Annotated in this window: 15 protein-coding genes and 1 pseudogene; 10 read left to right on the top strand and 6 right to left on the bottom strand. The window is 43.9% G+C overall.

Features of this window, described 5'->3' with window-relative positions; all coding sequences use genetic code 11:
- The first annotated feature begins 3 nt into the window (after positions 1 to 3).
- The 7 genes from BWX39_RS03090 to recQ all read left to right on the top strand — a co-directional run bounded on the left by BWX39_RS03090 (position 4) and on the right by recQ (position 10849).
- Complete coding sequence (locus BWX39_RS03090; protein WP_028904965.1) at positions 4 to 822, top strand: DUF3316 domain-containing protein; 819 nt, start codon at positions 4 to 6, stop codon at positions 820 to 822.
- On the top strand, positions 822 to 1841 hold the full coding sequence (locus BWX39_RS03085; RefSeq protein ID WP_028904966.1) for a S41 family peptidase: 1020 nt from the start codon (positions 822 to 824) through the stop codon (positions 1839 to 1841). Before BWX39_RS03090 ends, BWX39_RS03085 begins: the two co-directional genes overlap by 1 nt.
- A 619-nt stretch (positions 1842 to 2460) precedes the next feature.
- Positions 2461 to 4128, top strand: coding sequence for a formate--tetrahydrofolate ligase (locus BWX39_RS03075; protein WP_028904967.1), 1668 nt, complete (start codon positions 2461 to 2463; stop codon positions 4126 to 4128).
- A 263-nt stretch (positions 4129 to 4391) separates the two neighbouring features.
- Positions 4392 to 5834: a trigger factor gene (gene tig / locus BWX39_RS03070; RefSeq protein ID WP_028904968.1), complete on the top strand. Its 1443-nt coding sequence runs from the start codon at positions 4392 to 4394 to the stop codon at positions 5832 to 5834.
- Between the two features lie 835 nt (positions 5835 to 6669).
- On the top strand, positions 6670 to 7335 hold the full coding sequence (gene clpP / locus BWX39_RS03065) for an ATP-dependent Clp endopeptidase proteolytic subunit ClpP (protein ID WP_014708844.1): 666 nt from the start codon (positions 6670 to 6672) through the stop codon (positions 7333 to 7335).
- 3 nt (positions 7336 to 7338) lie between these two features.
- Positions 7339 to 8571: an ATP-dependent Clp protease ATP-binding subunit ClpX gene (clpX, locus tag BWX39_RS03060; RefSeq protein WP_014708843.1), complete on the top strand. Its 1233-nt coding sequence runs from the start codon at positions 7339 to 7341 to the stop codon at positions 8569 to 8571.
- 94 nt (positions 8572 to 8665) lie between these two features.
- Positions 8666 to 10849, top strand: a complete 2184-nt coding sequence (recQ, locus tag BWX39_RS03055; RefSeq protein ID WP_028904970.1) for a DNA helicase RecQ — start codon at positions 8666 to 8668, stop codon at positions 10847 to 10849.
- 641 nt (positions 10850 to 11490) lie between these two features.
- On the opposite strand, the gene BWX39_RS03050 is transcribed toward recQ, so the two are convergent.
- Entirely contained in the window at positions 11491 to 12285 is a 795-nt protein-coding gene (locus tag BWX39_RS03050) for a nucleotidyl transferase AbiEii/AbiGii toxin family protein (protein WP_317041803.1), read from the bottom strand.
- A 142-nt stretch (positions 12286 to 12427) separates the two neighbouring features.
- Here BWX39_RS03050 and BWX39_RS03045 point away from each other — a divergent pair, with 142 nt between their 5' ends.
- Positions 12428 to 13327 carry an IS982 family transposase gene (locus BWX39_RS03045; RefSeq protein ID WP_076123173.1) on the top strand — a complete coding sequence of 300 codons (900 nt, stop codon included), beginning with the start codon at positions 12428 to 12430 and terminating at the stop codon, positions 13325 to 13327.
- A gap of 138 nt (positions 13328 to 13465) precedes the next feature.
- Here BWX39_RS03045 and BWX39_RS03040 read toward each other — a convergent pair whose 3' ends face one another.
- The 5 genes and pseudogenes from BWX39_RS03040 to BWX39_RS03020 all read right to left on the bottom strand — a co-directional run bounded on the left by BWX39_RS03040 (position 13466) and on the right by BWX39_RS03020 (position 17714).
- Positions 13466 to 14494 carry a site-specific integrase gene (locus BWX39_RS03040; protein ID WP_027952936.1) on the bottom strand — a complete coding sequence of 343 codons (1029 nt, stop codon included), beginning with the start codon at positions 14492 to 14494 and terminating at the stop codon, positions 13466 to 13468.
- A 12-nt stretch (positions 14495 to 14506) separates the two neighbouring features.
- A complete protein-coding gene (locus tag BWX39_RS12355; RefSeq protein WP_244271499.1) occupies positions 14507 to 15106 on the bottom strand; it encodes a tyrosine-type recombinase/integrase in 600 nt (199 codons plus the stop codon).
- Positions 15107 to 15485: 379 nt separating this feature from the next.
- Complete coding sequence (locus tag BWX39_RS03030; protein WP_244271498.1) at positions 15486 to 16595, bottom strand: site-specific integrase; 1110 nt, start codon at positions 16593 to 16595, stop codon at positions 15486 to 15488.
- 278 nt (positions 16596 to 16873) lie between these two features.
- Positions 16874 to 17092 (bottom strand): annotated as a pseudogene (locus BWX39_RS03025) (nucleotidyl transferase AbiEii/AbiGii toxin family protein); the annotation flags it as partial.
- Positions 17093 to 17099: 7 nt separating this feature from the next.
- A complete protein-coding gene (locus BWX39_RS03020) occupies positions 17100 to 17714 on the bottom strand; it encodes a DUF6088 family protein (protein WP_028906113.1) in 615 nt (204 codons plus the stop codon).
- Between the two features lie 352 nt (positions 17715 to 18066).
- Between BWX39_RS03020 and guaB the strand changes: the two genes are divergently transcribed.
- Together guaB and BWX39_RS03010 are read left to right on the top strand one after the other, a co-directional pair.
- A complete protein-coding gene (guaB, locus tag BWX39_RS03015) occupies positions 18067 to 19551 on the top strand; it encodes an IMP dehydrogenase (protein WP_076123210.1) in 1485 nt (494 codons plus the stop codon).
- Between the two features lie 111 nt (positions 19552 to 19662).
- The gene (locus tag BWX39_RS03010) at positions 19663 to 21090 is read left to right on the top strand and encodes a peptidylprolyl isomerase (protein ID WP_028906112.1); all 1428 of its coding nucleotides are present in this window, start codon (positions 19663 to 19665) and stop codon (positions 21088 to 21090) included.
- Positions 21091 to 21102 lie beyond the last annotated feature (12 nt).

The following is a 21102-nucleotide window of genomic DNA, read 5'->3' as shown; positions in this document are numbered from 1 at the left end:
ATTATGGTGTTGAAGAAAGTACTCCTTGCCTTTTCATTGTTGCTATACGGTGTTGCTGTTGATGCGCAAGACACGCTGTGTTCCAAGAAGATTATTACGAAAGCGCAGCTTGTTGGCATTGGGCACGTTAATCAATTAGACACCTATCTCTCGCCAAGCGAATACACAGGCAGCGAGCTGCGCTATGTTTCGCATACGCTACGTGATAACGGCACGCCCATTTTGCGTGAGATTATCCACCAAGCACACCTGTCCTACACGCACAACGCTTCGGAGAAAAACAACAATATAGGCGGACTGTATAACTTTCAGTACAACCTGCACTACACTTTTGGCAAATGGACTGTGGGCTATGGCACACTCGCAGCAACGATTGGCGGCGGCATCGATGCCAACTTAGGCTTTCTATACAATATGCGCAATGGAAACAACCCTGCACAAGCGTATCTGAACGTGAATCTGTCGCCGTCGGCTTCGGCTGCCTATGCGTTCCGTTTGTGGGGCAAGCCCTTCCAAGTTCGATACGAAGTGCAAGCTCCGCTCGTAGGTTTGATGTTTGCACCTAACTTCGGACAAAGCTACTACGAAATATTTTCAAAGGGCGACTACGACCACAATATCGTGCCCACCACCCTTGTTTCCGCTCCCTCGCTTCGGCAAATGCTTATCCTCGATTTTACTTTGCACCACACCACGTTGCGCCTTGGCTATCTGGGCGACTTTCAGCAAGCACGCATAAACGGTTTGAAATACCACACGTGGAGTAACCTTCTTGTGGTAGGCATCGTGCGAAAGTTCTCTATTTCAAAGATTATTCCGTAATGAAAAAGTATAAACGCCCCTTCCGCCACACAGCTTTTGTGCTTGCATACACATTATTTATAATGTCGTTCCTCTCATCTTGCGTTACCAACGACGAATACCCGAACACCGTTCAGGGCAATGCCGAGGCACTTTGGAAGATACTCGACGAGCACTATTGTTTCTTTGAGCAGAAAGGAATAGACTGGAATGCAGTGCGAGAAAAGTACTTGAAGCAGTTCGACAATTCGATGACAGAACGCCAACAGTTTGAAGTTATGGCAAATATGCTGTCCGAACTGAAAGACGGACACGTGAATCTATACACCTCTTTCAACGCTGCGCGCTATTGGTCGTGGCGCGAAGACTATCCGCAGAACTATTCCGACTCGCTCTTGCGTAAATACCTGAAAACCGATTACTTGATAGCGAGCGGATTGGACTATACCATTCTCGACGACAACATTGGCTATTTGCGCTGCGAAAGTTTCCAACGTGGAATAGGTGCGGGCAACCTCAACGACATTCTTCTCTACTTCCAACCTTGCAGAGCCCTTATCATAGATGTGCGAAACAATGGCGGAGGTGCACTCAACAATGCGGAGGAACTGGCTGCAAGATTCACCAACAAGTCGGTACTTGTAGGCTATATGCAACACAAAACGGGAAAAGGGCACAGCGACTTTTCGCCCATGAAGCAGCAAATCTTAAAGCCTGGGAAAGGCATACGTTGGCAAAAGCCTGTGTTCGTGCTGACGAACCGCAGCGTTTTCTCGGCTGCCAACGAGTTTGTAAAGTATATGCGCTGTTTCCCAAATGTGAAAACGGTGGGCGACCGCACTGGCGGAGGAGCAGGATTGCCTTTCTCTGCCGAGCTTCCTAATGGTTGGTCGGTGCGCTTTTCAGCTTGTCCGATGTACGACAAGGACAAGCAAATGACCGAATTTGGCATAGACCCAGACTATAAGGTAGACCTTACTTCCGAAGATTTCCAACGTGGCAAAGACACCATCATAGAGTTTGCACGCCACCTTATATAATAATAAGGTGAGCCATTTTCACGAAACAGTCGATGCGTTTTCAGGGTATTGATTATCCTTTTTCTGCTTGTTGCAGTTGCTGAAAACACCACTGATTTTGTAAAAATAATTTGCAAGGAAATTGATAATTTCGATTTGACATTGCGAAAGCGGCTGTTTTGCGATGCAAAAGAGCCACTTTTACCGTGCAAAACCTACGCTTTTACAATGCAAAACAATAGGTTTTATAACACGTTGGTAACAAGATAGTTACACAACAGCTACGCTTGTGAAAAATATTTACAGCTTTATGGGCTTCTTTTCATTCATTAAGCGAGTTATTCCCATTAAACTTCTACATTTCCATTTTTACATTCTTCCAACAAGTCCGTGTAGATTTTCGTCAATGCGGAGTTCTCTGCACGAAAGTCGTTGCAATTTCTCTATGGTCTGCAATATTGCTATCTGCGGTTTGCAATACCATTGCACAATGTTTCAAAAATGTGCGATTATGTATTTTTAAGTATAAAAACATCGTCAAAAAGTTGGTAGTAAGATATAAAATTCATACTTTTGGCAACAATTAACAACTAATTGTCATCAGTTAACGCTAATAATTTTTAAAAAGAAGAACAAACAAATGAAAACAGATTTTGAGATTGCTCACGAGGCAAAACTTGAATTAATTGATAGTATTGCAAAGAAAGCAAATATTCCAGCAGACGAATTTGAACCATTTGGCAAGCACATTGCTAAAGTTCCTTATCAACTTATCGATGATGAAAAGGTAAAGAAGTCGAAGCTGATTCTTGTTACTGCCATCACTCCAACAAAGGCGGGTATCGGTAAAACCACCGTTAGCGTAGGTTTGGCACTTGGTATGAACCGCATTGGCAAGAATGCCATACCTGCCCTTCGCGAACCTTCGCTCGGCCCTTGCTTCGGTATGAAAGGTGGAGCTGCAGGCGGTGGCTATGCGCAAGTGTTGCCAATGGAGAAAATCAACCTCCATTTCACAGGCGACTTCCACGCCATCACTTCGGCTAACAATATGATTTCTGCAATGTTGGACAACTATTTGTACCAGCATCAGGACGATGGCTTCGGTATGAAAGAAATATGGTGGCGTCGTGTTTTAGACGTAAACGACCGCAATCTGCGCACCGTCATCACGGGTTTGGGCAGCCGCACCGATGGCTTGCTTAGCGAAAGCGGTTTCGATATTACACCTGCATCGGAGATTATGGCTATTCTCTGCTTGGCTTCTGACGAAGAAGACTTGCATCGCCGCCTCGATAACATTATCCTCGGTATCACACTTGAAAACAAACCGCTCTACTTGCGCGAACTGAATGTTACAGGTTCTATCGTTGCACTCTTACACGAAGCTATCAATCCAAACCTTGTACAGACCATCGAAAATACACCGGCGTTTATACACGGTGGCCCATTTGCCAACATTGCACACGGTTGCAACAGCGTTTTGGCAACCAAGATGGCTATGAGCTGCTCTGATTACTGTATTACAGAGGCTGGCTTCGGTGCCGATTTGGGCGCAGAGAAGTTCTTGGACATTAAGTGTCGCAAGGCAGGAATCTCTCCAGTGCTTACAGTTCTCGTTGCTACTGCACAGGCTTTGAAGATGCACGGAGGTATCGATGTTGCAGAAATCAGCAAGCCAAACGTAGAAGGCTTGAAGGCAGGTCTTCCTAACTTGGACAAGCACATCGCCAACTTGAAGGCATTCGGACAAACCGTTGTGGTTTGCTTGAACCGCTTTGCCACCGACACCGACGAAGAATTGGCACTCGTAAAAGCACATTGCGAGGCACAGGGCGTAGGTTTTGCCATCAATACAGCCTTCGGCGAAGGTGGAAAGGGCGCAGAAGAATTGGCACATCTGGTAGTCGATACCATCGAAAAGAACCCATCTGCACCGCTGAACTTCGTTTACGATGAGAACGACGATGTTGTTACAAAGGTTGAAAAGATAGCGAAGAAGGTTTACGGAGCAGGCAAAGTGGTGCTTCGCCCTGCCGCTAAACGAGACTTGCAGCGCATTAAGGAACTCGGTTTCGAGAACTTCCCCGTATGTATTGCGAAGACACAGTACTCGTTCTCTGAAGATGCAAAGGCTTACGGAGTACCAACCGACTTCACCATTACCATTCGCGACTTTGTCATCAACGCTGGTGCAGGTATGATTGTAGCCATTGCTGGTACCATAATGCGTATGCCTGGTTTGCCGAAAAAACCACAGGCAGAGAATATCCACGTAGTGAATGGCGTAATAGAAGGCTTGTCATAAAGCATTATCCATAACTTGCGAGCCTCGGAGAACGTTGATGTTCTTCGAGGCTTTTTTCTGTCTTGCAGCCTTGTCTGCCTACGATTGGCAATAGAGATGATAAGTAAGGCTAATTCTTAAAAATGTTTTTTTTATCTCTATATATTATGTAGTTAGGCAAAATTTAAGTACCTTTGCGCCTCGAAGTGGGTAGACGTTCTATCGTTCTGCCTTTGAAACTTATACATTTGATAATTAAACAATAAACATATAATACTTCAAAGATGAAAATTTCATTTGAAACCCCCGACAAACTGAATGGTCTTTTGACTATTGTTGTCGAAGAAGCTGATTACAAGGAAGAAGTTGAGAAGGCACTCAAAGACTATCGCAAGCGTGCTAACATTCCTGGTTTCCGTCCGGGGCAAGTGCCAATGGGTTTGCTGAAACGCCAAGTTGGTCCACAGGTAAAGATGGACGCCATTAATAAAATCTTGGGTGAAAACCTTCAGAAATATATTGTAGACAACAAAATCCATATGCTCGGACAGCCTATGGCTTCTGAAACACAAGAAGCAGTAGAGCTTGAAAAGCCAGCTCCTTACACCTTCAAGTTCGACATTGCCGTTGCACCAGAATTCAATATCGAGCTTACAAACAAGGATACCATTGACTACTACGAAATAAAGGTAGACGATAAACTCATCGACCAGCAAGTGGAAATGTTCGCAAATCGTGCAGGACATTACGACAAGGCTGAAGAATTTGAGCCTGAAAAGCGCGATATGCTTAAGGGAGACATTCGTGAGCTTGACGCAAACGGCAACACACTCGAAGGTGGTATCACCGTAGAAGGTGCTGTGATGATGCCTCAATACATCAAGGTAGATGACCAAAAGAAACTCTTCGACGGCAGTAAGCTGGGCGATATTATCACTTTCAACCCACGCAAGGCTTACCCTGAAGGCGACGCAGAGATTGCTTCGTTGCTGAAGATTGACCGCAAGGAGGTTGAAAACCACACTGGCGACTTCTCATATCAGATTACTGAAATCTCTCGCTTCGTGAATGCAGAGAACAACAAGGAACTTTGGGACAGCGTTTACGGTGCTGAAGCAAACATCAACGACGAGGCTGCATTCCGTGCTGCTATCGCTGAAGGCATCAGCAAGCAACTTGAAAGAGATTCAGACTACAAGTTTATGCAAGACTTGCGTGCATACGCAGACAAGAAAGTGGGCGACCTCCAGTTCCCAGACGCATTGTTGAAGCGTGTTATGCTTGCCAACAACGAAGACAAGGGTGCTGAATTTGTAGAAAAGAACTACGAGCCAAGCATCAAGGAACTTAAGTGGCACCTCGTTAGAGACCAGATTGCAAAGGCTAACAACATTCAGGTTGAAGACGCCGACATACGCGAAAGTGCTGCACAAATGGCACGTGCGCAGTTTGCACAATACGGTATGAACAACGTTCCTGACGAATACGTGAACAACTATGTTGAAGAAATGATGAAGAAGCGCGAGAACATCGACTCATTCATTGAGGCTGCGCTCGACCGTAAGCTCTCTGTGGCATTGAAATCTGTTGTCAAGTTGAAGAAGAAGTCTGTTTCTCTCGACGAGTTCAATAAGCTTATGATGCCTGCAGAAGAGGCTGCAGCAGAAAAGCCAGCAAAGGCAAAGAGAACCAAGAAGGCTGACAAAGCTGAAAAGGAAGACAAGTAAAACAATGCCTACAAACCATTAATGCTTGTGCCTTGCACAGCAAATAATGGATATAGAATAATAAAAGCAATATCCTTTCCACAAACTTTCAATCGAGAAGGCCGTTGGAAAGGATATTGCTTTTTTATGTTTTATAAAGCGGTGTCCAACCTTTTAAATAATAGGACTCATGTTTTTACAATGCACATCGGCAGGTAAGGGCGTGATTCGTCACGTTCCTGACACCGAAGAAAAATCGTTGTGAATATGAGAAACGAGATGACTCACACCCCTATATTGAAGCGGTGGTTTTGTAAAGATAATTCGTTAAGAAAACGGTAATTTCGATTTGACGTTGCAAAAGCGTAGGTTTTGCAAGGCAAAAGAGCCGCTTTTACCGTGCAAAAGCGGCTCTTTTACAATGCGAAACAATAGGTTTTATAACACACTGATAATAAAACGGTTACACAATAGCTACGCTTGTGAAAAATATTTACACCATTTTTATCTTTTTTCCGTTTATAAAATACAGAATACAAGCGAAGCAGAAAGATGCCTGAAAGGACAAGCTTATTCAGATAAAGTAAAACCATTTGCCCGCCCCCTGCCAATCTATCAACTACCCGAAATACGGCTTGCACAGTTCTCTTTCTATCAAAAGAGCGAAAAAACTACAATCGGTAGAATTAAAAAAGTAGTTTTTTATTGAGTAATTGCCATTTTTTTCTTATCTTTGTGTTAGAATACACAAGACGCCCGCTTTTGCAATGGCACAGTCTTTGTATTTAAGGCAATAAACAAAAGCAGCATATTCGCTTTTTGTTATTGTCTAATTAAAATAATATAAGGATACAAAATGAACGATTTTAGAAAGTATGCAACCCAACATTTGGGCATAAACGGTATGGTGTTAGACGAGGTTACAAGTATGCAAAACCAGTATCTTAACCCATATATATTGGAAGAACGCCAGTTGAACGTAACACAGATGGACGTGTTCTCGCGTTTAATGATGGACCGTATCATCTTCCTCGGCACACAAATTGACGACTATACTGCCAACACACTGCAGGCACAGCTTCTTTATTTAGACTCTGTAGACCCTGGGAAAGACATTTCCATCTACATCAACTCGCCCGGTGGAAGCGTAACGGCAGGACTTGGCATCTACGATACTATGCAGTTCATTTCCAGCGATGTAGCTACCATCTGCACAGGTATGGCAGCTTCTATGGCAGCCGTATTGCTTGTAGCGGGTCAGGAGGGCAAGCGTTCGGCATTGCCGCATAGCCGCGTTATGATACACCAGCCACTCGGAGGTGTGCAAGGTCAGGCTTCAGACATCGAAATCGAGGCAAAAGAGATAATGAAGTTCAAGAAAGAACTCTACACCATTATCAGCAACCACTCTCACCAGACCTACGAAAAGGTGTGGAACGATAGCGACCGCAACTACTGGATGACGGCTGAGGAAGCTAAGGATTATGGTATGATAGACCAAGTATTAATCAGAAAGAAGTAAACAATGCCTCAGAAGAAATGTAGTTTTTGCGGAAGGAGCGAGAACGAAGTACGGCTTCTCATCACAGGACTCACAGGTTACATCTGCGAAGACTGTGCGCAGCAAGCCAACAATATCGTTGTAGAGTCTGGAGTATTGGGCAAACAAAGTTCAGATGTCGCCGATATTGATATGAACAAGGTACCCAAACCAAAAGAAATAAAGGCTTATCTTGATGAATATATCATCGGTCAGGACGAAGCGAAACGCTATCTCGCCGTATCGGTTTACAACCATTACAAGCGATTGCAGCAGCCAAAGGACGACGACGGCATAGAAGTAGAGAAGAGCAACATCATTATGGTAGGTTCAACAGGTACGGGAAAAACCCTCTTGGCACGCACCATAGCCAAGTTGCTGAACGTTCCCTTCACCATTGTCGATGCTACCGTGTTCACCGAAGCAGGTTATGTGGGCGAAGATGTGGAGAGTATTCTCTCTCGCTTGCTGCAGGTAGCCGACTACAATGTGGCTGCTGCTGAACGAGGAATTGTATTCATCGACGAGATAGACAAGATAGCACGAAAGAGCGACAACCCAAGCATTACACGCGATGTAAGTGGCGAAGGTGTGCAGCAAGGACTGCTGAAGCTGCTCGAAGGCACAATGGTGAACGTTCCACCAAAGGGCGGACGCAAGCACCCAGACCAAGATTACATTCACGTAGATACGCGAAACATTCTCTTTATCTGCGGTGGCGCATTCGACGGCATAGAACGCAAGATAGCACAACGCCTCAACACGCACGTCGTAGGCTACAACTCGGTGCAGAATGTGGCGAAAATAGACAAGAAGGACTTAATGAAGTATGTGCTTCCGCAAGACTTACGCTCGTTCGGACTTATCCCCGAAATCATCGGACGTCTGCCTGTGCTTACCTATCTCGACCCATTGGACAAGGAAGCACTGCGCAAAATACTTGTCGAACCAAAGAACTCGATTGTCAAGCAATACATAAAACTCTTCAAAATGGACGGCATTAGCCTTACATTTACTGAAGAATCGCTCGACTATATCGTTGATAAGGCTGTGGAATACAAATTGGGCGCACGTGGACTTCGCTCTATTGTCGAGGCAGTTATGATGGACACGATGTTTGAACTGCCTTCAAAGAAAGTGAAGAAGTACGAGGTAACAGCCCAATATGCACAACAACAATTGGACAAAGCGAAGCTCAACAAACTCGAAACAGCCTGAACCCCACACAAACGTTGCATTCATTCCAACACAATGGTGTGGGTGCGACGACAACAAACCTACCTTTCTATATAAGGGACACTAAACTATTAACATGGCAAAAGAAGTCAATCTCACAGAAAAGCTAAAGCACTTTTTCGGCTTTGATAAATTCAAAGGTGCACAAGAGGCTATTATCCGCAACGTGTTAGAGGGCAACGACACCTTCGTGTTGATGCCTACGGGTGGCGGTAAGAGCCTTTGCTACCAATTGCCTTCACTCATAATGGAAGGCACGGCAATCGTTATTTCCCCTTTGATAGCATTGATGAAAAATCAAGTAGATGTCATTAATGGTATCAGCGAGGAAGATGGCGTGGCGCATTATCTGAACTCTTCGTTGAAGAAAACAGAGATTGACAACGTTAAAGCCGATATTCAAAGCGGTAAGACAAAGCTACTTTATGTTGCACCGGAATCGCTAAACAAAGAAGACAGCATAGAGTTCTTCAAGACAGTGAAGGTCAGTTTCTATGCCATAGACGAGGCGCACTGTATCTCGGAGTGGGGACACGACTTCCGACCAGAGTACCGTAAGATACGACAAGCCGTAGACCAGATTGGCAAAGCCCCGATAATAGCCCTTACTGCCACAGCTACCGACAAGGTGCGCACAGATATTGTGAAGAGTTTGGGCATCGAAGACTGTGCCGAATTCAAGAGTTCGTTCAACCGTCCTAACCTTTACTACGAGGTACGACCCAAGAAGAACGAGGAAGATACCAATCGGCAGATTATCAAATTCATCAAGCAGAACCTCGGCAAGAGCGGTATCATCTACTGTCTTTCACGCAAAAAGGTGGAAGAACTGGCTGCCGTGCTGCAAGCCAACGAAATAAAGGCAGAACCGTATCACGCTGGTCTCGATTCGGAAACGCGCTCAAAGACGCAAGACGACTTCCTGATGGAGAACATCGACGTCATTGTTGCAACCATTGCCTTCGGTATGGGCATCGACAAACCCGATGTTCGCTTCGTTATCCACTACGATATTCCGAAAAGTTTGGAAGGCTATTACCAAGAGACAGGGCGTGCTGGACGCGACGGAGAAGAAGGCAAATGTATTGTTTTCTACTCGAAAAACGACCTCAAGAAGCTCGAAAACTTTATGGAAGGCAAGCCCGTTGCCGAGCAAGACATAGGCAGACAGCTGCTGCAAGAGACCGAAACATACGCCGAATCGTCGGTTTGCCGCCGCAAACTGCTGCTCCACTACTTCGGCGAAGAATATCCGAAAGACAATTGCGGTATGTGCGACAACTGTTTGCACCCTAAAGAAAAGATAGAAGCCCAGCAACCATTGTCCATCGTATTGCAAGCGGTGAAGGCATTGAAGGAGAATTTCCGCCAAGAATATGTTATCGACTTTGTCAAAGGTCGTGGTACTGACGACATAAGAGACCACAAGCACAACCTTCTCGAAGAGTTCGGACTCGGCGAAAAAGAAGACCCGAAGGTGTGGAATCCTGTCATTCGCCAAGCTATGTTGGACGGTTTTCTGAAGAAAGACGTAGAGAACTACGGCTTACTGAAGCTCACGGCAGCAGGCAAACGCTTCTTAAAGAACCCACAATCGTTTATGATTGTAATGGACAAAGAGTTCAAAACCGACGAAATAGACGAAAGTATGGTAGGTGGAACAAGCGTTGCCGACCCTGAACTCTACGCAATGCTGAAGGACCTGCGCAAGCATTTGGCACGCAAACTGGGCATTCCAGCCTACGTTATCTTCCAAGACCCATCGTTAGACCAAATGGCTATGATGTATCCCATTACCGAACAGGAGCTGCAAAATATACAGGGCGTAGGCGTGGGCAAGGCAAAACGCTACGGAGAAGAGTTCTGCAAGCTCATTAAACAGTATTGCAAGGAAAAGAACATCGAGCGTCCAGAAGAGCTGCGCGTGCGCACCGTGGCAAAGAAATCGATGCAGAAAGTGAAGATAATTCAAGGTATCGACCGTAAACTGCCGTTGGACGACATTGCTGTTGCCGAAGGTCTCGGCTTCGACGAGCTACTTTCAAAGATAGAAGAAATCGTGTACAGTGGCACAAAAATCAACATCGACTACTTCTTGAAGGATATTTACGACGAAGATAAGATAGACGACATCTACGATTACTTTATGAACAGCCATACCGACAGCATCAACGAAGCCCTCAAAGAACTTGACGAGGACTACACCGAAGAAGAAATTCGCTTGGTTCGCATAAAGTTCATATCCGAAATGGCAAACTAACAGGAATTTTCAACCGCTCTTCCCATTTGGAAAGGGCGGTTTCTTTTTGCCCTTGTCGCACAGCTTTATCGGTAAAACACAACGGCAATGTAGGTAGCATAGCGGTAGTTTCTCGCTCCGTCTTTTAACATTTGGAAAATGAGCTAATATTTCCGTGAAACAATAAAAATAGCATTGAAAAACCAAAAACTTCGTTTCCGTTTTTCAAAAGCAGCGGTTTTGAAAGGTAAAACAATAGGTTTTGCTCGGTGAAAGCTATTGTCTTAGAACGCCAAAGTGGCGGTTTGGTAACACTTTTTTATCCTTTATCTCCTTTATATTGTTCGTTTTGTATTATAAAAGCAGTATTACAACTGCACACTGCTATCCCACTCGCAAGCTTTATCGCTGATTACAAGCAGCTTATCTATTGCACGTGAAAAACTCAAATATTCGTAAACAAAAAACTTTTTGCTCAAAAAACGCGATTCTCAGCGATGTTCCACGCCTTACTTTTAACAATTCAAGCCATCTGTTTGAGTTTTATTCACAAATCAGAGATAAGCTATACTGATGAAAAACTTTACATCAATATACTTCTTTTCTGCCACATCAAGATTAAATAGGAAATATAAAAGAAGCAAATACAAAATGCTTTCTATTCAAAATACGATTTTCTTTATTCGCTCATTCAGTTCTTCTATCCTTTGTGTTAGTTCATTAAATTCAAGAGATTGACCATATATGAAAAATTGTTTCATTGCGGCATAATCAGTTTTCCATAATTCCAACTCTTTCTCTGGTATCATAAAATTAATGGTAGAAGGAGTATGAAGGTCATAATTTATATATTTTAGGGCATAGTACGTTCTACGGTGCTCTACAATCTCATTGTATAGAGAGCCGTCAGACAAAGCATCACGACCATATTGAGTATCCATTAGCTTCTCCAAATCGTATAAATGGCGGGACATTCGAAGATGCCTCGGCTTATCCTTCTGAAATTCTTCGGCTATTAAAAATATCTTTTCCAAGAAAGTGCGAGTAGGTAGTACAGTTCTGACTTTACTGATAGCACCAGCATCTTCACCTTCAAAACATTCTTCAATCAATGAATGGATTTCTCTTTGTTCAGACGGTTCGTCCATAGAAAGAGCACTGATTTCAATCTTTACACGAGAAGGAATGTATGAGATAGCATCTTCAACAATCGACGGATAGTGCAAAAGAATAACCGTAGGGTCTTTATCAGAATCTATCGGACGCCATTCACCATTCTTATCTTGGACTTGTGTTATATTTTCTATACTATATCCAGAAACTCCCATAGCCTTCAACTTAGCATCTAATTGCGTAGAAAGTACTTCGTGAATATAGGCACGTGCTGTTTTACGCAACTTTTCACGTTGGTTCTTGCTCGTTTTCTCAATACCAAAGAACGAATGACTAATAGCCAAATCAATGTCTTCCGAAAAATTATCAGAACTAATGATAACGTGAGTTCGATATAAGAAAGTTGTTTTAAAAGTTGTAGGAGTGGAATATTTTTTGTACCTTTATACTTGTAAACCAAAGAGTTACAAACAAATACCCACTCCTATGACTGATACAAATTTAATAGAAATATTCTGTATATTCGACGATTTTTGCAAGTATTTTACTCCAGAGTTGAAAAAACATACGCTTCAGGTACCCGGCAAGCGGCACCGTAACCGTGTTTCCCGTATGTCAGACAGTGAAATCATGACCATTCTGGTCCTGTTCCACACTCACCGCTTCCGAGACCTCAAGTCCTTCTACTTAGGCTATATCTGCCAGCATATGCGTGGAGACTTCCCACATCGGATTTCCTACAACCGCTTCGTCGAGCGACAAGCACAGGTCGCACTGCACCTGTTGCTGTTTCTCCAGACATGTGCACTGGGCAAGTGTTCAGGCATATCCATCATTGATTCCACACCACTGGCTTCCTGCCACATCAAGCGTGAGCGGCAGCACAGGACCATGAGGGGCTGGGCGGCAAAGGGAAAGTGCACCATGGGCTGGTTCTACGGCTTCAAGCTACATCTTGTCATCAATGACAAGGGAGAGATTATCCAGTGGAAGCTCACGCCAGGAAACGTAGATGACAGGGAGCCACTGAAGGACAAACGCTTCACCGAGAGGTTGTTTGGGAAACTCTTCGCAGACAGGGGGTATATCAGTCAGAACCTCTTTGAGATGCTCTTTGTGGACAATATACATTTAGTGACAAAGATAAAGAAGAACATGAAGAACTCCCTGATGAGCCTGTATGATAAGTTGTTGCTCAGAAAGCGTTCTGTGATAGAGACGGTGAACGATGAACTGAAGAATGTATGTCAGATAGAACACACCAGACATCGCTCTTTTGATAACTTTGCAACAAATCTGATAGCAGGACTCATTGCATACAATCTGTTGCCAAAGAAGCCAGAAATGAACATAGAAATAATTGATAAAAGCAGAATAATTGCATAGAGCTTATATCGAACTCACGTTAATGATAAACTATCTTATCCAAAGTAAAATGTTATCCAAAGTAAGTCCTCAACTGATTCTATAAATTAACAAGTCATAGCGGTTACTTTTGAAAACTACTTTGGATAATATTTGTTGTTACTTGCCAAGGCTTTTCAGCCAAGACCTCAGTTCGGAGTCCCTCTCCCACGATGTCTTTTCTTCTCCCAAAGCAGGCAGGACTTCGGTATATGCCGCCTCAAGTGCTTCTCTTTTCTGCTTAGAGTCTGCCCTTGCATATACTTCCGTTGTCTGTATGGACACATGACCAAGTATATCCCTTATGTACACAAGATTCACTCCTGCCTGTAATAGATGCATGGCTTTACTGTGCCGCAAACAATGTGGTGTAATTCTTTTGGGAATCAACTCAGGGTTGACTATCCTAGCGTTAGCCACATGTCGCCCAAGTATAAACGTGATACCTGCCCCGGTAAGCTTGCCGCCCCGGTTGTTCTGAAAAAGCGGTCTACAGTTAGCGGACTGTAGGTCAAGCCTGTTCTCTGCTATGTATGATCTGATGATGGCCACTTGCGGATTCTGTATCGGCACAAGGCGTTTCTTCCTTCCTTTTCCATAAAGAGTAACATAGCAGGGACTGTCCAAGTGCAAATCTTGCGGAGTGAGGTCTATCAGTTCTTGTACACGTGCCCCGCTTTCATAAAGTAACGATATGATTGCAAGGTCACGCCTGCCTGATTTTGTGTCATGTGGTATTTGCGACAAAAGCAGTCTGATTCCTTCAAGGGAAAGGTAATTAACGCTGTGCCTGACTGTTTTTTTTATCTTGATGGACAAGACCTGCTGCCACTGCTCAAGATGGGCAACATCCTCATATTGCATATAGCGACAGAAGGCATGGATGGCCGCCAGCCGTTGGTTTCGGGTTGTGTCTTTAATCCCGTTGTTGTCCTGAAGCCAGTCTAGGAACGAGAGCACGTTACTCCTGTTGACGTATTTCAGTTCCATCCTCTCCGGTTTGACATGGCAGGCAGATTCCATATAGGACAGAAAGGATACAAAGGTGTTGCTGTACGACCTTATCGTATTGTGGCTGAATCCCCGTTCACTGGCAAGATATTCTGTGAAAAAGGCTGTCAGGTGCCTTGCGAAACTGTTGTCACTCATCGGCTCTCTTCATTAAGGGCATTGACGGAAACACGTAAGAAGAAACGGACTCTTCCAGATTGATGATGTCAGGAACATCTCCTGTGTCAGACGGACATATCTCTCTGTTCCTGACAAGGTCTTGTGTCCCAGATATACAGACAGGATGGGTAATGCGCAATAAATATCAGCGCCAGCCCTCACCTGCTGCATGAGCGAGTGGACGGCAAACGTATGGCGGAGGTCATGTACCCTCGGCCCGTGGTTGCCTCCAATGAATGGTATGCCGCATGTTTTCAAAAGTTTGCGGAACCAGTCATGCATATTGCCTGGGCTTAGGCTTCGCCCATTCGGAGCGACAAAGAAATGTGCATTAGGTAGTGAAATTCCAGGAATTGCTATTCTATCACGATACTGCCTATACTGTTCCAGTACGGTAGCCAACGATTGACAGATAGGAACGATACGCTGCTGTTGGTTCTTCGTCTTTCGTGTCAGAATCTGTGCATTCTTCAGGTCTACATCCTGATTCACCAGTGAACAAGCCTCACCGATACGCATACCTGTACCGTATAGAGTCCTTAACAGGGCAGGAATGCAAAACATCTTGCTCTCCATATTGTTATAAGACATGACCATGCCATCGCTTGCCTTGAAAAGCGCCGATATTTGTTTATGTGTAAAGATATACGGCATGTACGATCCTGGCCCAAAATTCTTCTTCGGCATGTGAGGGACATAGCAAGGGAAGCCAAGGTGACACATGTATCTTGAAAATTGCGAGATTATTGACCACTTGTCATAAAGAGTTCGCTCTGACTCATTTGCTTTGCCCTGGCGCCAGGCAACAAGCATCTCTTTCTTGATGATTGGCTCCTCCACGCCTTTCCCGAGGAAAAACATATCAAGATCTTTGAGTATATACTCAATCTTGGGAGTGGAGAATCCCATGGCTTCTTTGACGTGTATAAAATCTCTAAAAAATGGAGTGAATACGCTCTTATATGTATAGTCAATCATAAAACGCACCTCCTTTCTGCTCATAGAAAGAGTCTGGCACTTCTGGTACGTCAAGGGAACACTTCCTCAGGTTACTTGCGTCGATCCTCAAATATCCCATCGTAGTTTGGGAACTCTTATGGCCAAGAGCACTTGATATAATCGGAATAGAGACACCCGCTTTCAAGAGGTTGCTCGCAAGAGAATGGCGCATGGAATGGGGACCGAACTTGCGCCCAGTGATGTCTATGCCGGATTCTTGCATGATTCTGGAAATGACACCGTTCAGGCTGATATGCGTCATCGGCCGATAGGGTGCACAGGCTGTTAGGAATACATTGGGCAGGTCAGACACAGGACGTGAGTAGCGCAGGTAATTGACGATAGCCTCTCCAACCTCGCGTAACAAGGGCAGTTCGATAGGGTTACCTGTCTTTGACTGGACAAGTACCATCAGATTCTTATCCCAGTTAATGTTAGAAAATGTGAGGTTGGCGATGTCAGAGGCCCGAAGTCCGAGACGGGATGCAAGGAGCAATATCGCATAGTCCCGCTTCCCAACATGGCTTGACTGCTCTACCGACTGCTCTATTCTGCACACCTCCTCTGCGCTGTACACAGAGGGAAGTTTCTCATGATGGGGAAAATTGTTGCGCTCAATCACATAGCTGAGATTCGCGGACGTATAACCTTTTTCGAATAGGAAACGTGTAAAGCTCTTAATTGTGTAATAGTGGTGACTTTTAGCCACTGGAGTACTGTCCACAAAATCTAGTATGTCTCTCTCGGAGACGTCATCCACTCTGTATATCCCTTTGATACTGAGTCCAGATATGAAATAGCTCAGCATTCTACGGTGATTGAGCACTGTCAGTTCGTTCTTTCTTGCCGCTTGCATCCCCTGTAGATACTCTTGTGCTATCTGTCCTATCTCACCTGGCAACGGATGCTCTACCAAATGCACAATTCGTCTGCGGATGCCTCCTGTTTCCAAATATTCCGTAAGCATGTGGATACTGCGCAATCGTGCGCGTTTGGTAGAAGGGGCAACATCCCGTGTCGCCAAAGAAAGGTACTCTTCGCCTATTACGGATGAGTACTGTGTGATACCACGGCTATCCATATACGAAATAATGCCGTCTCGCCACCGTCTGCGATGTGTCTCAATACACGCAGACGAATACTTTTGGTCTTGGAGAAACAGAACTGTCTCGGCGACCAATTGCCTGATGTCCTTTGATTTGTTATACATAATTATTGCTATTATTAATTAGGGTGATAAACACAGCCCTTAATATAGCAATAATTTTTATCAAAACAACATTATCAAAAGTAAAACTGAAAAACAGAGAGTTTTATTATATCGTAGTGCTTACTTTGGATAACATTTTACTTTGGATAAGAAAAGCGTTCGATAATGTTAAAGCCCTTGGAAAGAGAAGTGCCACCTTTGAAGATTAATGATTCGGAGCAGTCTGTTTGAAACAATGCCTTAAGTGTAACTGTTACCCACCAGTCCTTTTCTATTGCTATTTGGTTGATTCCCGAATGTCTGATTTCCGTCTGCTGCAACATTGCAAGACGATCCAATATGCTGTTGCTTAACCACAATTTACCCATATCCCTCTTAATTGTTATTAAGCATTGGTTTTACAATCCTCTTCATCCAAACAGGCATCATATCAATGTCCTTTGCTAAGCTTTCCTTATTTGGCTCCTTAGAAATGATTTCACGTATCACTTGTAATTCCTTGGTGCCAATATTCTCCTGTTTAATCGTCTTTAAAGCCTGTACCAGTAAGGCTATCAAACGTGTTTCATAACAAAAGTTCTTTGGTACTCCACGCTTGAGGACTATCTGATGATTGGTTAATTTTACTGTTCTCTCACTACCAGTAGTCAGATAAGTATAATTCATTGGCACTTGAGTTGAAAGTCCCAAAGCATTTAAAGCTGTCATTCCAGAGGGCAATATCTCTGCATTGTCCCGAGTCGCTATAGCTTGAACTATTTTCTCAATAGATGGCAGAACTTGACCAAAACGGCTTTTTCTCGGTTTTACATATATTCCTTGGGCTATTTTTACCAACAATCCGTTTGATGTAAGTTCTGCCAAGATACTTCCAACAAATTCAGAATGGTACTCTGGAAAGTCCGAACGAAAAAGCACACTGTCTTTAGGCAAAGCCTCTATTTGAGCTTTCAGTGTGATATTTTTTCCTGTTGAATGCTTTTCTTCCATACAAAACCTTTGAAATTTTGATGATTTTTCAAATGCAAAGATAGGTATTTCTTATCATATTTCAGCGTTTTTCAAGAACAATTCTGTAGGAAATCAATTCAAACAAAACTTTTTTTATAGCTTATCCTGCTATCACAATAAAACTATTGTTCCTATAATATTTGAGTCTTGCCAGTTGAAACAGGCAACCCTATGCGCTTGTCGTTTCGCTGATGCACCGAAACAAGTGATTATAAGATAAGCAGAAAAATGCGTTAAATACTTTTAATACAAGGTAGAAAAGTGGGAAAATACCTGCTGAAATGAATTATAATTAGTAAATTTGCACGCAATAAATTTTCTAATATACACTATGTCTTCATTTGTTGCAGATAAAATCGTAATGGACGGATTGACTTACGATGACGTCCTTTTAATACCAGCTTATTCAGAGATACTACCCAAAGGGGTGGAGTTGAAAACCAAGTTCTCACGTAACATAGAACTGAACATTCCTTTCGTTACAGCGGCGATGGACACCGTAACGGAAAGTTCGATGGCTATTGCCATAGCACGTGAGGGTGGAATCGGTGTGATACACAAGAATATGACCATCGAGGAGCAAGCACGACAGGTTGCTATCGTGAAGCGTGCCGAGAATGGTATGATTTACGACCCTGTTACCATTCGTAGAGAAAAAACCGTAAGAGAGGCTTTGGCAATGATGGCAGAATACCATATCGGTGGTATTCCTGTTGTTGATGAAGACAACCACTTGGTAGGTATTGTTACAAACCGCGACTTGCGCTTCGAACGCCGCTTTGACAAGACCATCGACGAGGTGATGACAAGCGAAAACCTTGTAACAACGCATCAGCAAACCGACCTTACAGCGGCTGCACAAATATTGCAAGAGAACAAAATAGAGAAGCTGCCAGTTGTCGATAAAGACAACCATTTGGTGGGTTTGATTACATACAAGGACATTACAAAGGCGAAAGACAAGCCTATGGCGTGCAAGGACGAGAAAGGACGCTTGCGCGTTGCAGCTGGTGTGGGTGTTACAGCCGATACGATGGAGCGTGCTTCGGCATTGGTGGAAGCAGGTGTTGATGCTATTGTTATCGACACGGCACACGGACATTCTGAAGGTGTGATTGGCAAATTACGCGATGTGAAGACGGCTTTCCCTAACCTTGATGTTGTAGTAGGCAACATTGCAACGGGTGAAGCTGCAAAGTTCCTTGTTGAAAACGGTGCTGACGCAGTGAAAGTAGGCATTGGTCCTGGCTCAATCTGTACCACACGCGTGGTTGCTGGTGTAGGTGTACCACAGCTGAGTGCTATCTACGATGTCTATTCGGCATTGAAAAATACCGATATTCCACTGATTGCCGACGGCGGTTTACGCTATTCAGGCGATGTGGTAAAGGCTTTGGCAGCAGGTGGCAGCAGCGTAATGATAGGCTCGTTGGTAGCAGGAACAGAAGAATCGCCAGGCGATACCATCATCTTCAACGGACGTAAGTTCAAGAGCTATCGAGGTATGGGTTCGTTGGAAGCTATGGAACAGAAGAACGGTTCGCGCGACCGCTACTTCCAAGGCGACATTAGCGACAACAAGAAACTTGTTCCAGAAGGCATTGCAGGTCGTGTACCATACAAAGGTACCGTACAAGAAGTGATTTATCAGCTTGTAGGCGGTTTGCGTTCGGGTATGGGTTACTGTGGTGCAGCTTCGATTGAGAAACTTCACAATGCACGTTTCACACGCATTACCAACGCTGGCGTGATGGAAAGCCACCCACACGACATTGCCATAACGAGCGAAGCACCAAACTATTCGCGTCCCGAATAATAAAACAAGCTCCGCTCTCGTTATAATGAGAAAAGAATATCGTTTCACTATAAATAATAAGTTTAAAACAAGCCTCAATACAAGCGAGGCATAGAATGAATATCGTTTGAAATGAGAATAATAGCATTTTTCGCTGCCGCACTGCTTAGCAGCACGATGGTTTTTGCACAACAAAACGACCCTGTCATCATGACTGTAAATGGTCAGCCCATTAATCGTTCTGAATTTGAGTATTCTTACAACAAGAATAATACAGAAGGAGTAATTGACAAGAAGTCGGTAGAAGAATATGTAGACTTGTTTATCAATTACAAATTGAAAGTGCAAGCGGCATTAGATGCGAAACTCGATACGCTTACTTCTTTTAAACAGGAGTTTATGACTTATCGCGACCAGCAGGTACGCCCATCAATGATTACCGATGCAGACGTAGAAGCAGAGGCACGGAAGATTTATAAGGAAACAAGAGACAGAATAGAAAATAGTGGCGGCTTGGTTCGCTGTGCGCATATCTTGCTTGCACTCAAGCAAAAAGCCACCGACAGCGAGCAAACGGCAATTGCCAACAGAGCCGACTCTATATATAATGTGCTGAAAAAAGGTGGTAACTTTGCCGAATTGGCAAAGAAATATTCTTCCGACCCTGGTTCAGCAGCACGTGGCGGAGAGTTGCCTTTGATTACGAAAGGACAGACCGTACAGAGCTTTGAAACAGCTTTGTTCTCTATGAAACCAGGCGAAATAAGCCACCCCGTGCTGTCGCCATTTGGCTATCACATCATTAAGTATATCGAAAAAGAGGAATTTCAACCATACGACTCTTTAAAAGCAGACATTTATCACTTCATTGAGGCACGCAACTTGCGCGAACAAATCATTGACCAAAAGCTGAAGGATATGGCGGTAGAGGCAGGAAATGGCGTAACCCCACAACAGTTGGTGGAAAAGAGACTTGCGGAAATGGAAGCCAAAGATGCTAATTTGAAGCATCTTATCAGAGAATATCACGACGGACTTCTTCTCATTGAAATGAGCACTCGCACCATTTGGGACAAAGCTGCGGCTGACGAAGAAGGATTACAGTCGTTCTTTAAGAAGAACAAAAAGAACTATGCGTGGAAAGAACCACGCTTCAAAGGCATTGCTTACCACGTGCAAAATCAAGGCGATGTAAAGGCTGTGAAGAACTGTATTGCAAAAGTTCCATTTAAAGAATGGGGAAAAACACTACGCACTACATTCAACAATGATAGCACAATCCGTGTTCGTGTAGAGAAAGGACTGTTCAAAGCTGGCGACAACGCATTGGTAGATAGAGAGATTTTCAAGCAAAAAACAGAAGTTAAACCTGTAAAGGACTATCCTATTGATGCTGTTTATGGAAAGAAACTCAAAGCTCCAGAAGAATTGGACGATGTGCGCAGCCAAGTAGTATCTGACTACCAAGAGGTGTTGGAAAAAGAATGGGTGAAAGATTTGCGCAAGAAATATGCGGTAACAGTCAATCGCGAAGTATTGGCTACCGTAAACAAGCATTAATGTTGAAAAGAA

Source organism: Prevotella intermedia ATCC 25611 = DSM 20706 (genome assembly GCF_001953955.1).
GTDB classification, from domain to species: Bacteria; Bacteroidota; Bacteroidia; order Bacteroidales; family Bacteroidaceae; genus Prevotella; species Prevotella intermedia.
This window is presented reverse-complemented; position numbering and strand designations above follow the sequence as displayed.